The 12,761-nt window shown below is 72.7% G+C and carries 14 protein-coding genes; 7 read left to right on the plus strand and 7 right to left on the minus strand.

What is annotated here, in order from left to right:
* The first annotated feature begins 33 nt into the window (after window positions 1-33).
* From AC1DDU_RS04125 to AC1DDU_RS04135, 3 genes are all read left to right on the plus strand, one after another.
* Window positions 34-1,068 carry an agmatine deiminase family protein gene (locus AC1DDU_RS04125; protein ID WP_477431390.1) on the plus strand — a complete coding sequence of 345 codons (1,035 nt, stop codon included), beginning with the start codon at window positions 34-36 and terminating at the stop codon, window positions 1,066-1,068.
* A complete protein-coding gene (locus AC1DDU_RS04130) occupies window positions 1,065-2,792 on the plus strand; it encodes an amidase (RefSeq protein ID WP_477431392.1) in 1,728 nt (575 codons plus the stop codon). Before AC1DDU_RS04125 ends, AC1DDU_RS04130 begins: the two co-directional genes overlap by 4 nt.
* 250 nt (window positions 2,793-3,042) lie before the next feature.
* A complete protein-coding gene (locus tag AC1DDU_RS04135) occupies window positions 3,043-4,116 on the plus strand; it encodes a C45 family autoproteolytic acyltransferase/hydolase (protein WP_477431394.1) in 1,074 nt (357 codons plus the stop codon).
* 97 nt (window positions 4,117-4,213) lie between these two features.
* Here AC1DDU_RS04135 and AC1DDU_RS04140 read toward each other — a convergent pair whose 3' ends face one another.
* Window positions 4,214-5,617 (minus strand): MFS transporter, encoded by a 1,404-nt coding sequence (locus AC1DDU_RS04140; RefSeq protein WP_477431396.1) that lies wholly within the window; start codon window positions 5,615-5,617, stop codon window positions 4,214-4,216.
* A gap of 102 nt (window positions 5,618-5,719) precedes the next feature.
* Window positions 5,720-7,225: an MFS transporter gene (locus AC1DDU_RS04145; protein WP_477431397.1), complete on the minus strand. Its 1,506-nt coding sequence runs from the start codon at window positions 7,223-7,225 to the stop codon at window positions 5,720-5,722.
* Window positions 7,226-7,340: 115 nt separating this feature from the next.
* Between AC1DDU_RS04145 and AC1DDU_RS04150 the strand changes: the two genes are divergently transcribed.
* The 3 genes from AC1DDU_RS04150 to AC1DDU_RS04160 are packed head-to-tail and all read left to right on the plus strand — an operon-like array spanning window position 7,341 to window position 9,346.
* Entirely contained in the window at window positions 7,341-8,003 is a 663-nt protein-coding gene (locus AC1DDU_RS04150) for a TetR/AcrR family transcriptional regulator (RefSeq protein WP_477431399.1), read from the plus strand.
* 54 nt (window positions 8,004-8,057) lie between these two features.
* Window positions 8,058-8,462, plus strand: a complete 405-nt coding sequence (locus tag AC1DDU_RS04155; RefSeq protein ID WP_477431401.1) for a DUF6855 family protein — start codon at window positions 8,058-8,060, stop codon at window positions 8,460-8,462.
* 41 nt (window positions 8,463-8,503) lie between these two features.
* Window positions 8,504-9,346 (plus strand): esterase/lipase family protein, encoded by an 843-nt coding sequence (locus tag AC1DDU_RS04160; protein WP_477431403.1) that lies wholly within the window; start codon window positions 8,504-8,506, stop codon window positions 9,344-9,346.
* Between the two features lie 7 nt (window positions 9,347-9,353).
* Here the strand turns inward: AC1DDU_RS04160 and AC1DDU_RS04165 are convergent, their stop codons facing one another.
* Window positions 9,354-9,935: a TetR/AcrR family transcriptional regulator gene (locus tag AC1DDU_RS04165; protein ID WP_477431405.1), complete on the minus strand. Its 582-nt coding sequence runs from the start codon at window positions 9,933-9,935 to the stop codon at window positions 9,354-9,356.
* 107 nt (window positions 9,936-10,042) lie between these two features.
* On the opposite strand from AC1DDU_RS04165, the gene AC1DDU_RS04170 reads away from it, so the two are divergent.
* Window positions 10,043-10,798 (plus strand): SDR family NAD(P)-dependent oxidoreductase, encoded by a 756-nt coding sequence (locus tag AC1DDU_RS04170; RefSeq protein ID WP_477431407.1) that lies wholly within the window; start codon window positions 10,043-10,045, stop codon window positions 10,796-10,798.
* Window positions 10,799-10,867: 69 nt separating this feature from the next.
* On the opposite strand, the gene AC1DDU_RS04175 is transcribed toward AC1DDU_RS04170, so the two are convergent.
* The 4 genes from AC1DDU_RS04175 to AC1DDU_RS04190 are packed head-to-tail and all read right to left on the minus strand — an operon-like array spanning window position 10,868 to window position 12,720.
* Window positions 10,868-11,341, minus strand: coding sequence for a GNAT family N-acetyltransferase (locus AC1DDU_RS04175; protein WP_477431409.1), 474 nt, complete (start codon window positions 11,339-11,341; stop codon window positions 10,868-10,870).
* Window positions 11,338-11,703 (minus strand): HNH endonuclease, encoded by a 366-nt coding sequence (locus AC1DDU_RS04180; protein WP_477431411.1) that lies wholly within the window; start codon window positions 11,701-11,703, stop codon window positions 11,338-11,340. Before AC1DDU_RS04180 ends, AC1DDU_RS04175 begins: the two co-directional genes overlap by 4 nt.
* Before the next feature lie 21 nt (window positions 11,704-11,724).
* Window positions 11,725-11,871: a hypothetical protein gene (locus AC1DDU_RS04185; RefSeq protein WP_477431413.1), complete on the minus strand. Its 147-nt coding sequence runs from the start codon at window positions 11,869-11,871 to the stop codon at window positions 11,725-11,727.
* A gap of 9 nt (window positions 11,872-11,880) precedes the next feature.
* A complete protein-coding gene (locus AC1DDU_RS04190; protein WP_477431415.1) occupies window positions 11,881-12,720 on the minus strand; it encodes a Cof-type HAD-IIB family hydrolase in 840 nt (279 codons plus the stop codon).
* Window positions 12,721-12,761: the final 41 nt, after the last annotated feature.

The following is a 12,761-nucleotide window of genomic DNA, read 5'->3' on the forward strand; positions in this document are numbered from 1 at the left end:
CGGCGACGACGAATCGACGCGAAGGGGCTGACGATGGCCTGGAGGATGCCGCACGAGGGAGACCCGCACGAGCGCACGTGGATGGCGTTCCCGAACGAGGGCCCCACGCTAGGCGGCGACCCCGTCGACCAGGAGCGGTTCTACGAGGCCTGGAGCGCCGTCGCGAATGCCGTCGCCGCGTTCGAGCCGGTCACGATGCTCGTCGACCCGTCCAAGGCCGACCGCGCACGGCGCATGCTCGACTCCGCCATCGAGCTGGTCGAGACGCCGGTCGACGAGTTCTGGTTCCGCGACCACGGCCCGACGTTCGTGATCGACGACGAGCGCCCGGGCGCGCTCGGCGCAGTCGACTGGATCTTCAACGGCTGGGGCGCCCCCGAATGGGCGTCGTGGGAGAAGGCCGCCGCGCACGCCCGCTTCACGGCGGGCCTCGTCGGCGCCGACGTCGTCAGCTCGCTGCTGGTCAACGAGGGCGGCGGCATCCATGTCGACGGCGAGGGCACCGTCCTTGTCACCGAGACCGTGCAGCTCGACCCGCGCCGCAACCGGTTCGCCGACAAGGCGCGCGTGGAGGCCGAGCTCGCGCGCACGATCGGGGCGACGAAGGTCGTGTGGCTCCCCCGCGGCCTCACCCGCGACTACGACGAGTTCGGCACCAACGGCCACGTCGACATCGTCGCGACGATCCCGACGCCGGGCCGCGTGCTGCTGCACGCCCAGCAGGACCCCGAGCACCCCGACTTCGAGGTCTCGCGCGACCTGCGCGCGTTCCTCGCCGAGCAGACGGATGCCGCCGGCCGCGCGTTCGAGATCATCGACCTGCCCGCGCCGGAGATCCTCCGCGATCACGAGGGCTTCGTCGACTACAGCTACGTCAACCACCTCGTCGTCAACGGCGGCGTCATCGCCTGCGGCTTCGGCGAGGAGCGCGCCGATGCACGGGCCCGCGACATCCTGGAGGCCGCCTACCCCGGGCGCCGCGCCGTGACCGTCGACGCCCGCCAGATCTTCGCAGGCGGCGGCGGCATCCACTGCATCACGCAGCAGCAGCCGGCGGTGGCGCGATGACCCGCTTCCCCGTCGTCGAGAAGACGATCGCCGAGCTCCGCTCCGCGCTCGAGTCCGGCGAGGTCACGAGCGTCGAACTCGTGGACGCGTACCTCGCCCGCATCGACGCGTACGATGCGCCGGGCACGGCCACCGCGCTCAACGCGGTGATCGTGCGCAACCCCGAGGCGCGGGCCGAGGCGGCGGCATCCGATCTCCGTCGCGCCGACGGCCGGGCTCTCGGGCCGCTGGACGGCATCCCGTACACCGCCAAGGACTCGTTCATGGCGAAGGGGCTCACCGTCGCGGCGGGATCGCCCGCGTTCGCCGACCTCGTCGCGCAGCGCGATGCGTTCTCGATCCAGCGGCTGCGCGAGGCCGGCGCGGTGCTGATCGGCCTCACCAACATGCCGCCGATGGCCAACGGCGGCATGCAGCGCGGCGTCTACGGCCGCGCCGAGAGCCCCTACAACGCCGCGTACCTGACGTCGGCGTTCGGCTCCGGCTCATCCAACGGGTCGGGCACCGCGACGGCGGCCAGCTTCGCCGCGTTCGGGCTCGGCGAAGAGACGTGGTCGAGCGGCCGCGCGCCCGCGTCCAACAACGCGCTGTGCGCCTACACCCCGTCGCGCGGCGTCATCTCGGTGCGCGGCAACTGGCCGCTGGTGCCCACGATGGACGTCGTGGTGCCGCACACCCGCACGATGGCCGACCTCCTCGAGATCCTCGACGTGATGGTCGCCGACGACCCCGAGACGCGCGGAGACTTCTGGCGCGCGCAGCCGTGGATCCGGATCCCGGATGCCTCCGCCACGCGGCCCGCCTCATACCCGTCGCTCGCCTCGCGCGACGCCGACACCGCCCGCGCGACGCTCGCCGGCCGCCGGTTCGGCGTGCCCCGCATGTACATCGGCGCGGACCCCGACGCCGGCACGAACCCGGACGGCGGCATCGGCGGCCCGACCGGCACACGCGTGGAGACGCGGCCGTCGGTGCTCGCGCTGTGGGAGCAGGCGCGCCGCGATCTGGTGACCGCCGGCGCCGAGGTCGTCGAGGTCGACTTCCCCGTCGTCACGAACTACGAAGGCGACCGGCCCGGCGCGCCGACCATCAAGACCCGCGGGCTCGTGACGGAGGCGTTCCTGCAGCGCGAGATCGTCGACCTCTCGGCGTGGGCGTGGGACGACTTCCTGCGCGCCAACGGCGACCCGGCGCTGGACCGTCTCGACGTCGTCGACGGCGCCGCGATCTTCCCGCACCCCGAGGGGGCGCTGCCCGACCGCTACACAGGCTTCGACGACGACATCGCGACCTACCCCGCGCAGGTGCGCGAGCACCCGTACGCGTCGTTCGCCGACATCCCCGAGATCGGGACCGGCGTCCGCGGGCTGGAAGAGACCCGGCGCGCCGACCTGGAGGACTGGATGGCGGCCCTCGGCCTGGACGCCGTGCTCTTCCCGGCGGTCGCCGACGTCGGCCCGGCCGACATGGACGTGAACGAGGCGTCCGCCGATCTCGGCTGGCGCAACGGCGTCTGGGTCGCCAACGGCAACCTCGCGATCCGCCACCTCGGGATCCCCACGGTCACCGTGCCGATGGGCACGATGGCCGACATCGGGATGCCGGCGGGCCTGACGATCGCCGGCCGCGCCTACGCCGACGCGGACCTGCTGGCGTGGGCCGCGGCGTTCGAGGCCCTGCGCGCACGCCGCACGACGCCGCCGCGCACGCCCGAGCTCGACTGACGCCCGCGCTTCGTCTCGCTGCGCTCGCTCAGCGACCGAGACCCCGCAAACGCCCTCGGACGCTGAGCGAGGGAGCGCAGCGACCGAGACGAAGCGCACCCCGCACGACCGCGCCCGCGCAGCGACCGAGACCCCGCAAACGCCCTCGGTCGCTGAGCGAGGGAGCGCAGCGACCGAGACGAAGCGCACCCCGCACGACCGCGCCCGCTACCGTCGAGCGTGAGCCACCTACCCCGACCCGAGGAGAGCAATGGAGCTTCGCACCACCGCGCCGACCGCCGGCGACCCCGCCGCGCGCGGCGCTGAGCTGGGAACGACGTTCGCGTCGCAGTACCGCCGCAACGTGGAGCTGTACCTCGCGCATTTCGCCGAGCTCGGCATCCCGTCGCACGAGGTGCGGGAGATCGCCGCGCGCAGCCGGGACGCGCTGGCCGAATGGGCGCCCACGCTCGCGATCGAGGCGGACGCGACCGCAGCGACGGCCGGCATCGACCCGGTGGACCTCGCGGCCGTCGGCGCCCGCACCGAGGTGCTCGCGGCCGCGCCGCCGCGCGGCGAAGGCGAATGCTCGACCGCCGTGCACGTCGGGCCCGGCGTGCCCGCCGAGTCCATCCAGACGTGGGACTGGCACGACTTCCTCGTTCCCGAGGGGCTGCTCGTCTCATACACCTCGGACGCGGGCCTGGACGTCAGGATGTTCACCGAGTTCGGCACGGCGGCCAAGATCGGCGTCAACAGTGCGGGCCTCGGCGTGCACTTCAACATCCTGTCGCACCGCACCGACTCGAATGCCGGCGGGGTCCCGGTGCACGCCATCGCGCGCCGGATCCTCGACGAGGCACGGACCGTCGAGGACGCGCACCGCATCGCGGAGAGCGCGACGGTGAGCGCGTCGACGGTGTTCACCGTGTTCACGACGGATGCCACCGGCTCCCGCGCGGCCTCCATCGAGGTCTCCCCCGCCGGCGTCGCGGTGGTCTCCCCCGGAGCCGACGGCTGGCTGCTGCACACGAACCACTTCCTCGACCCCGAGCTGGCGGAGGGCGACATCATGCCCGCCGATTCCACCACCGCCGAACGCCTCGCCCACCTCGAGGCGGTACGCGGCGGACTCGCCGGACTCGGGCCGACGGCTCGCGCAGCGGCCGCGTGCGGCGGAGCCGGTGCGGCGGCGGAGATCTGCCTCACCCCCGATCCGGACCTCCCCCGCATCGACCAGTGGGCGACGCTGCTGACGGTCGCCGTCGACACCGCGGGATTCGCGCTCGACGTGTTCCCCGGCCGTCCCGACGAGGCCGCCATCGCGGGGCTCACGCGCTTCTGACGACCGCCCGGCGGGCGGACGAGGGGGACGGATGCCGCGGCATCCGTCCCCCTCGCTCTTGTCGCCGCCCGTGGTCACCGAACGGCCGCGCGGATGCTCATCGCGCCGCGGGCGTCCGCAGCAGCGCCGACGCCGCCAGCGCGCCGACCGCGGCGACGATCGCGGCGCCGAGGAAGCCGCCGCCATAAGCGACCTCGCCCGCCGGCTGCGGGAGCGCGGCCACGACGGCGGTCAGCGCCGCGAGGCCGAGCGCCGAGCCGATCTGGTAGCTCGTGTTGACCAGACCCGACGCGACTCCGGCATCCTCCGGCGGCGCCGACGAGATCGCCGCGCTCAGCGACGGGACGAACGCGAGCGCCATGCCCGCCGCGGCGACCAGCGACGCCGGCAGCACCGCAAGCACGTAGGAGCCGTCGGCGCCCCCGAAGGCCAGCCAGACGAGCCCGGCGGTCAGCAGCACGAAGCCCCACCCGACCATGGCGCGGGTGCCGAACCGCGCGGCCAGTCGCGGCGAGACGGCAGTCATGCCGACGACGATGAGCGCGGTCATCGGCAGCAGCGCCAGCCCCGCCAGGAACGGGGTCGCCCCGAGCACGTTCTGCAGGTGCAGGTTGAGGAAGTACCACATCGACACCCACGCCGCCCCGAGGAGCAGCTGCGCGAGGTTCGCCCCTGCCAGCAGCGGACGGCGCAGCAGCGAGGGCTGCAGCAGCGGCTCGCGCACGCGACGCTCGATCACCGCGAACGCGACCAGGAGGAGCACGCCGCCGAGGAGCGGCACGAGCGTCGCCGCGCTCAGCCAGCCCGCCTCGGGCGCGCGCACGATCGCGAACACCAATGCGGCGAGGCCGAGCGTCGAGGTCAGCGCCCCGGCGACGTCGATCCGCGGCCGGCGTCCGACGCGGCCCGCCTTGGGCGCGGCGGGCAGGGCGACGGGGGTGAGCAGCACCACCGCGAGGGCGATCGGCACCGACACGTAGAACACCCAGGGCCAGCCCGCGTACTGCGTCAGCACGCCGCCGAGGAAGACGCCCACCGAACCGCCGATGGGGGCCGCGGCGCCGTACACGGCGAAGGCCCGCGGCAGGTCCGCCGTGCCGCCGAACAGCGTCATCAGCAGCGCCAGCGCGGCGGGCGCGATGAGCGCGGCGCCGGCGCCCTGCACGGCACGCCCCACGATCTCGGTGGCGACGTCGCCGGCGGCGCCTGCGACGATCGATCCGGCCAGGAGCACCAGCCAGCCGGTGATGAAGACGCGGCGTGCGCCGAACACGTCGGCGAGGCGCCCGCCCAGCAGCAGCAGTCCGCCGAAGGCGACCACATAGGCGTTGAACACCCACGACAGCGTCTCGGGCGTGAAGCCCAGGGCTTGCTGGATGTCGGGGAGGGCCACGCCGATGATCGACGTGTCCATGATCACGACGAACTGCGCCGCGGCGATCAGGGCGAGGCCCCACCACCGTCGGCGCACGGCCGGGGTGGGGCGGGTCAGGGTGCTCATCGGCGTTCTCCTCCGTTCGAGATACCCCCTATGGGTATGCCTGCTGGAAGGCAACGGTGATACCCCTCCAGGGTATTCCCAGGTTTCGGCAGGCCGACGGACTCACCGCAGGCTGGAGCGGAGATCCTCTCCGGCCTCGCCGACGGCGGCGGCTCCGGCTGCGGCTGCGGCTGCGGCTGCGGCTGCGGCTGCGGCTGCGGCTGCGGCTGCGGCATCCTCGCTCGACGCGTCCTCGAGCGGCTCTGGCGGCGCTGCCGCGGCGTACGCGTCCGACAGCTCGCGGTACGGCTTGGACACGAATGCGAGCAGCACGACGAGCAGCAGCACCAGGCTCGCGCCGACGAACGCCAGCGCGATGCCGCGGGCCTCGCCCTCGCCGAGCAGCCAGCCGAACGCATCCTGCCCCTGCGGCGACTGCATGAACGGGATGAGCCAGAACTGCGCGATCGGCCCGATGAGGAACGCCGACACGGGAGCGGCGGCCGACTCGACGCTCGCGGCGAACCCGAATACGCGCCCCTGCTTCTCGAACGGCACGACGCGCTGCACGATGGTCTGCTCCGACGCCTCGGCGATCGGCATCAGCGCCATGAAGACGAGGATGCCGAGACCGTACAGCCACCACCACTCGCGGATCGCGAAGGTCATCCCCAGCAGCGCGATGCCGATGTTCACCAGCAGCATGGTGCGCACGGGGTTCTTGCCGAGGCCGAACTTCGCCACCAGCGCGCCGCCGATGATGAAGCCGAAGCTCGTCACCCCCAGCACGATGCCCCACATCTCGACGGAGAAGAGCGTCAGCCCGTACGGATCCATCAGCGCCATGAAGACGCCGCCGACGAGGTTGTTGAACGTCGAGAACAGGATCAGCGCGAGAAGACCGGGCACCGCCATGACGGCGGGGATCACGCCACGGAAGCCGAAGCCCTTCGGCGCATCGCCCTCCACGTGGGCCACACCGCGCTCGGGGATGGGCACGAACAGCAGGTGCACCAGCGCGACGGCGGTGGCGGCGATGGCGATCGCCGTCGTCCATCCCATGCCCAGGAGGCCGATCGACAGCCCCGAGAACACGCTCGTGACCATGAAGGCGATGCCCTGCACGGCGCCGACGAGGCCGTTGGCGCGATCGCGGCGCTCGGCGGGCACGAGGAGGGTCACCGTCGTCGACAGCGCGATGTTGCGGAGGTTCTCGACGACGCCGCCGGCGAGGATGACGCCCGCGAAGACCCAGAACCAGGGTCCACCCCAGTCCAGCAGCACGCTCTCGGGGAACGCGAGGAACATCGCGCCGGCGATCAGGTAGGCGGCGAGGGTCACGATGCTCGACAGCAGCATGACCGCCTTCTTCTTCATGTGATCGACGATCACGCCGAAGACCACGCCGAAGACGGCGACCAGCAGCATGTACGACCCGCCGATGATCGCGGTGGCCAGCACCGACTGGGTCTCGAGGTACACCCAGAAGGTGAGGCCGAACCACAGGTAGCTGGTCGTGACGTTCGCCACGGCGGTGTTGACGAGGACCTGGTGGAAGGCGCGCACCGTCGCGGGCCCCTGGTGCGGGTTCTCGGATCCGGCGACCTCCACGGGGGTCGGCTGGCTCATGGGACTGTCCTCCGGCGTGTTCGCGGTCGAGGGCGGACGGGCGAGGGCCTAAGCTGAATGTGGACACCGTTCACATTCGATGTTCACACCGTACACACCTGAGCGGGGCGGCGCAATGACTTCACCGGTGCGCACCTATCACCACGGCGACCTGCGGCACGCCCTCATCGCCGAGGGACTGCAGCTCGCCCGCAGCGGCGGCCCGTCCGCGGTGACGCTCCGGGAGGCCACCCGTGCGGTCGGGGTCTCGCCCAACGCCGCCTACCGCCACTTCGCCGACCGCGACGCGCTGGTGCGGGCCGTCGCCCGCGAGGCGCAGCTCGCGCTCGCGGGCGCGATCGCCGCGCGCGTCGACGAGACCCCGGGCGAGCTCTCCCCCGCCGATGCCGCTGTCGAACGCCTGCGCCGCGTGGGCCTGGCGTACATCGCCTTCGCCCGCGCCGAGCGCGGGTGGTTCGAGACCGCCTTCTTCACGCAGGACACCCACGCGAACGGGGGGATCGTCACGCTCGACGACGAGATCGTCGCTCCGTTCCGGCTGCTCATGGACACGCTCGACGCCATGGTGGATGCCGGGGCCCTCGCCGCCGAACGCCGGCCGTACGCCGAATGGGCGTGCTGGTCGGCCGTCCACGGGTTCGCCGACATCGCGGTGCACGGCCCGGTGCGGTGGCAGCCGGCATCCGTCATCGACGCCCTCGCCGCCGCCGTCGTGGAATCGGCGATCACCGGCGTGCGCGGCGCACCGGCGCCCGCCCCCGCCGGCACCGTCGCCTAGGCGCTTGCGCGACGGGCGGCCGGGGCGCAGACTCCCGTCCGAGGGGGTGGGCACATGACAGGTTCGGGGACCGCCGACGATCCGTGGCGGCTGACCACGGCGCCGGGCACCAGCGAGTACACGATGCACCGCGATGAGACGGCCGATCCGCCGGCACTGGTGTGCCAGGTCGGCACGACGACGCTGCGCTACCACTTGAGCGCCGTCGACGACCTCGCCGCGTGGCTGCGCGAGCAGGGCGACTGGGTGCCGCTGGGTGCCGCCGACGAGCAGAAGCCCGCGGCCGAGGGCACCGTCGAGGCGTGGGCACGGGATGTCGGCAACCCCGTGGGCGGCTGGTACGGCCTGCGCAAGGGCTACCGGGGGCGTTTCGGCATGTACCTGCCGCCGCTCCTGGAGGAGCTGGGACTGGCCGAGCTCACCCACGAGAAGCGCAACAACAGCATGCGCGCAGTCTGAGCGGACACCGCCGGCGGCCACGGGACTCCTAGACTTTCGCCATGCCGCCCACGCCGGAGCCGACGACGACCGCGCGCCTGCCCCTCGTGAAGCGCGGGCTGTGGTGGGCGGGCGACTACGTCTACGCCGCGCGGCGGCAGCTCGCGGTCTTCTCGTTCCCGTGGGCGATCGGGCGCCCTCGCCCCCTTCCACGCAGCTGGCGCAGCGGCGATCCCGCACTGCCCGAGGTGTACCTCGTGCCCGGCGTGTACGAGCATTGGACGTTCCTGCGGCCGCTGGGCGATGCGCTCGCGGCGGCCGGGCACCGCGTCTGCGTGGTCCACGGCCTGGGGGTGAACCGCCGGACGATCCCCTCCACCGCGGATCGCCTCGGCGAGCTGCTGGCGCGGACCCCGGCCCCCGCCGCCGGGCGCGTGCTCGTGGCGCACAGCAAGGGCGGGCTCATCGGCAAGCACCTGCTCGTCTCGTCGGGGGCGGCCGCGCGCGCCGTCGCCGAGGCGGCCGCCGGGGGTGACCCCGCCGACGGCGCGGCCAGCGCGGCCGACGACGGGCAGCCGCTGGGCGTCATCGGCCTCGTCGCCGTCGCGACGCCGTTCGGCGGCTCGCGGCTCGCGCGCCTGTTCGTCGTGCCGAGCATCCGCGCCTTCCGCCCGCAGGACGAGACGATCCTCACCCTCGGACGCGAGACGTCGGTCAACGGACGGATCGTGTCGGTCTTCGGCCCCTGGGATCCCCACATCCCCGAGGGCAGCGCCCTGGACGGGGCGACGAACATCGCGGTGCCGACGTCGGGGCACTTCCGGGTGCTCGGCGCCCGTTCGACACAGCGCGCCGTGCTCGACGGCATCACGGTGCTCACCGGAGCGGCTGCCGCAGCGGGGTAGCTCCTGGTCAGGCGGTGGGCCGGTGGGGCCACCAGTCCGGCAGCAGCGCGAGATACACGCGCAGGAAGTCCGCGACCCGCGGTGACGGATGCCGCAGCCACCCGTCGATCATCCCCACCGTGCCGTCCGCCAGGAACCGCGCGGCGGCATCCGACACGCGCGCGGCGGAGACGCCGTCGACCACGATCGGGACCTCGACGCGACCGCGCTCCAGGAGCGTCTCGGTCGTACCGCGGAAGTGGCGGCTGAGCATCGCGTGCAGCACTCCCCCGCCGTCCGCGAGCTCCCGTCGGTAGATGGCGACGTGCCGCAGGATGTGGTGGAGCACGCGCTCGGTGACGGTCGCGAGCGCGGCGGCGGCATCCGCTCGGTCCTTCATGAGCTCGTCGCGCAGGACGTCCAGCTCCGCGGTGAGCGCGGCCTCGACGAGCGCCTCGGGCGAATCGGCGTGCTCGTAGAACGTCGAGCGGTGCACGCCGGCCGCGTCGGCGATCTGCGTGACCGTCAGATCCGAGATCGGCCGGTCGGCGGCGAGCGCGAGCACGGCGGCGTACAGACGGTCGCGACTGCGCTGCTTGCGGGGGTCCATCCCACCTCCGGGAATCTTTTCGACAGGTGTAGGTTAACTCATACATAACCGACAAATGTCGGAGAAGTGATCGGCGCCACGCGATGACGCCACCAACGGAGGTAATCATGGCTACGTACGATGTCGCGGAGCGTTCCGCCATCGTCACCGGCGCAGGATCCGGCATCGGCCGGGCGGTCGCCCTCACCCTGGCCGCCAACGGCGCCGCAGTGCTCGTCGCCGACGTGCGACAGGAGGCCGCCGACGCGGTCGCCGCCGAGATCACCGGCGCGGGCGGCACAGCCGTCGCGTTCGTCGGCGACGTGTCCGACCCGGCGGTCGGACAGGCGGCCGTCGACGCCGCCGAAGCCCTCGCGCCCCTGCGGATCGCGGTCAACAACGCCGGCATCGGCGGCGCGGCCGCCCCTATCGGCGAGTACCCGATCGACTCGTGGCAGAAGGTCATCGACATCAACCTGAACGCGGTGTTCTACGGCACGCGCGCGCAGGCGCCGGCCATCGCGCGCAACGGCGGGGGCGCGATCGTGAACATCTCGTCGGTGCTCGGCTCGGTCGGCATCCCGATGTCGTCCGCCTACGTCACCGCCAAGCACGGCGTGGTCGGCCTCACCAAGAACGCGGCCCTCGAGTACGGCGCGCAGGGCGTCCGCGTGAACGCGGTCGGCCCCGGCTTCATCCACACGCCACTGGTCGACGCGAACCTCGACGCCGACGCGCAGACGGCCCTCGCCGGCAAGCACGCGCTCGGCCGCCTCGGCGACCCGCAGGAGGTCGCGAACCTCGTGGCGTTCCTCGCCTCGGATGCCGCCACCTTCGTCAGCGGCAGCTACCACCTCGTCGACGGCGGCTACGCGGCGCAGTAGCATCCGTCCCCGGACCAGCGGCCCGCGTGCACCCGAAGCACGCGGGCCGCTTCCCGTCCCGCGGCGCGTCTACAGCCGCGGCGGGGACCAGACGAGCGTGTGACCGGTGGCGGTGAATGCCTCGTTGCCGGCGAGCTTTCCGGACGTCGTCGAAGCGTGCACGAAGCCGAGCGCCTCGTAGAAGTCGCGCGCGGCGTTCCCGTCGAGCACCTCGAGCTCCACCGGTCCGCCGGAGCGCGCGACGAACTGCTCGACGAGCGCGCGGCCGACGCCGCGTCGGTACAGGTCCGGGTCGACGTAGATCCAGGTGATCTCGCCGCCCTCCTCCGACGCCGAGCCGGCGATGAATCCGGCGACGGCGCCGTCGACCTCGGCGACCCACACCTCGTCGTCGAAGAGCCCCTCGTTCTCGTAGGTGTCGGCGAGGTCGAGGTACGCGTCGAGCAGGCCCGCGCCCCGCAGTTCGTCGAGGCGGGCGGCGTCGTGGATGCGGCAGATGTCGTCCCAGTCGCGGGACTCGTAGGGACGGATGCCGACGGTCATGGTGTCTCCTCGTGCACCGACGCGCCCCGCCACGCCGCGAGCACCTCCACGTGTCGCAACAGGAACGCGCGCTCGTCGAGGCGCTTGCGGCGCAGCCAGCCGGTGACCTCGTCGTTGCTCTTGCTGGCGTTGCACGAGCGGCACGCGGGCACGACGTTCTCGAACGTGTAGCGGCCGCCGCGCGAGATCGGCAGGACGCAGTCCCTCTGGAAGGGCCCCGCGGTCAGGCCGCAGTAGGCGCACGCACCCCACGCCTCGACCAGCGCCTCCCACTCGTCGGCGGTGAGGTCGTTGTCGGCGGCCGCGACACGGCGCGCCCGCCGCCGGGAGGCGCGCGCACGCCGGGTCTGACTCACCGCCATGACGGTGAGCCTAGGCGGGGATCAGGGCTTGCCTCGGTCGACCCACCGCGTGTGCGCCTTCATGGCATGGAAGGCGCCCAGCCTCACGGCGGCGTAGACGACGCCGAACAGCGCCGCCGCGGCGAGCCCGTAGACGAGGATCAGGACGAGGAGGCGCCCACCGAACATCCCCTCACCCTACGGCGCGGACGGATCCACCCCCGGCTCCCCGTCGAGCAGCCTGTGGATGGTCGTGATGACGCCGTAGTCGAGGTTCGACGGCGCCTGGTACCGTGCCCGGGCCACGACCTCGGGGTGCGCGTTGGCCATCGCGAACGACAGGTGTGCGGCATCCATCATCTCGAGGTCGTTGAGGTAGTCCCCGAACACCGCCGTCTGGGCCGCGGTGATCCCCGTCGCGGCCTGGAGCCGCCGCAGGGCGACGCCCTTGTTCACGCCCGGGTTCATCACGTCGATCCAGTGCTCGCCCGAGACCACGACCTGGTGGGTCGCGCGCAGGTCCTCCAGCGCGGGAGCGGCGTCGGCCGCGGAGTCGAAGTCGTAGATCGCGACCTTGAGGATCTGGTCGTCGACCGCGAGGAGGTCGTCGACGGTCTCGAGCCGCGCGTAGTACTTCCGCGCCTCCGCGAGGAACTCCGGGTCGGCCCGCTCGATGTAGGCGGAGCGCTTGCCGCAGACGACCACGCCGATGTCGCGCCCCGCTGCCGCGAGAGCGCGCAGCCGCGTCACGAGGGCGGCGGTGAAGGCGGGATCCAGCGCGTCCGAGCTGATCTCGCTCCCGCCCTCGACGACGTATGCGCCGTTCTCGGCGATGAAGACCATGTCGTCGAGGTGGTCGCCGAAGGCGTGCTGCAGCGTCGCGAGCTGTCGACCGCTCGCGGGGGCGAAGCGGATGCCGCGGGCGTGAAGCCGATCCAAGAGCGGCCACAGCCCGTCGGGGATGCGGCCGTCACCGTCGAGCAGTGTGCCGTCCATGTCGACGGCGATCAGGCGCAGGTCGGGCGAGGGAAAGGGCATGGCACCTCCGCTTCCAGCGTAGGCGGGCTCACGGGAGCAGC

The sequence above is a fragment of the Microbacterium sp. 05T445 genome (assembly GCF_056395865.1).

Excerpts from the sequence above, each read along its gene's own strand:
- AC1DDU_RS04180 (WP_477431411.1), bottom strand. The coding sequence starts at position 11,703 with ATGGCGGTGAGTCAGACCCGGCGTGCGCGCGCCTCCCGGCGGCGGGCG.
- AC1DDU_RS04175 (WP_477431409.1), bottom strand. The coding sequence starts at position 11,341 with ATGACCGTCGGCATCCGTCCCTACGAGTCCCGCGACTGGGACGACATC.
- AC1DDU_RS04140 (WP_477431396.1), bottom strand. The coding sequence starts at position 5,617 with ATGAGCACCCTGACCCGCCCCACCCCGGCCGTGCGCCGACGGTGGTGG.
- AC1DDU_RS04190 (WP_477431415.1), bottom strand. The coding sequence starts at position 12,720 with ATGCCCTTTCCCTCGCCCGACCTGCGCCTGATCGCCGTCGACATGGAC.
- AC1DDU_RS04135 (WP_477431394.1), top strand. The coding sequence starts at position 3,043 with ATGGAGCTTCGCACCACCGCGCCGACCGCCGGCGACCCCGCCGCGCGC.
- AC1DDU_RS04150 (WP_477431399.1), top strand. The coding sequence starts at position 7,341 with ATGACTTCACCGGTGCGCACCTATCACCACGGCGACCTGCGGCACGCC.
- AC1DDU_RS04165 (WP_477431405.1), bottom strand. The coding sequence starts at position 9,935 with ATGGACCCCCGCAAGCAGCGCAGTCGCGACCGTCTGTACGCCGCCGTG.
- AC1DDU_RS04155 (WP_477431401.1), top strand. The coding sequence starts at position 8,058 with ATGACAGGTTCGGGGACCGCCGACGATCCGTGGCGGCTGACCACGGCG.
- AC1DDU_RS04145 (WP_477431397.1), bottom strand. The coding sequence starts at position 7,225 with ATGAGCCAGCCGACCCCCGTGGAGGTCGCCGGATCCGAGAACCCGCAC.
- AC1DDU_RS04170 (WP_477431407.1), top strand. The coding sequence starts at position 10,043 with ATGGCTACGTACGATGTCGCGGAGCGTTCCGCCATCGTCACCGGCGCA.
- AC1DDU_RS04130 (WP_477431392.1), top strand. The coding sequence starts at position 1,065 with ATGACCCGCTTCCCCGTCGTCGAGAAGACGATCGCCGAGCTCCGCTCC.
- AC1DDU_RS04160 (WP_477431403.1), top strand. The coding sequence starts at position 8,504 with ATGCCGCCCACGCCGGAGCCGACGACGACCGCGCGCCTGCCCCTCGTG.
- AC1DDU_RS04125 (WP_477431390.1), top strand. The coding sequence starts at position 34 with ATGGCCTGGAGGATGCCGCACGAGGGAGACCCGCACGAGCGCACGTGG.
- AC1DDU_RS04185 (WP_477431413.1), bottom strand. The coding sequence starts at position 11,871 with ATGTTCGGTGGGCGCCTCCTCGTCCTGATCCTCGTCTACGGGCTCGCC.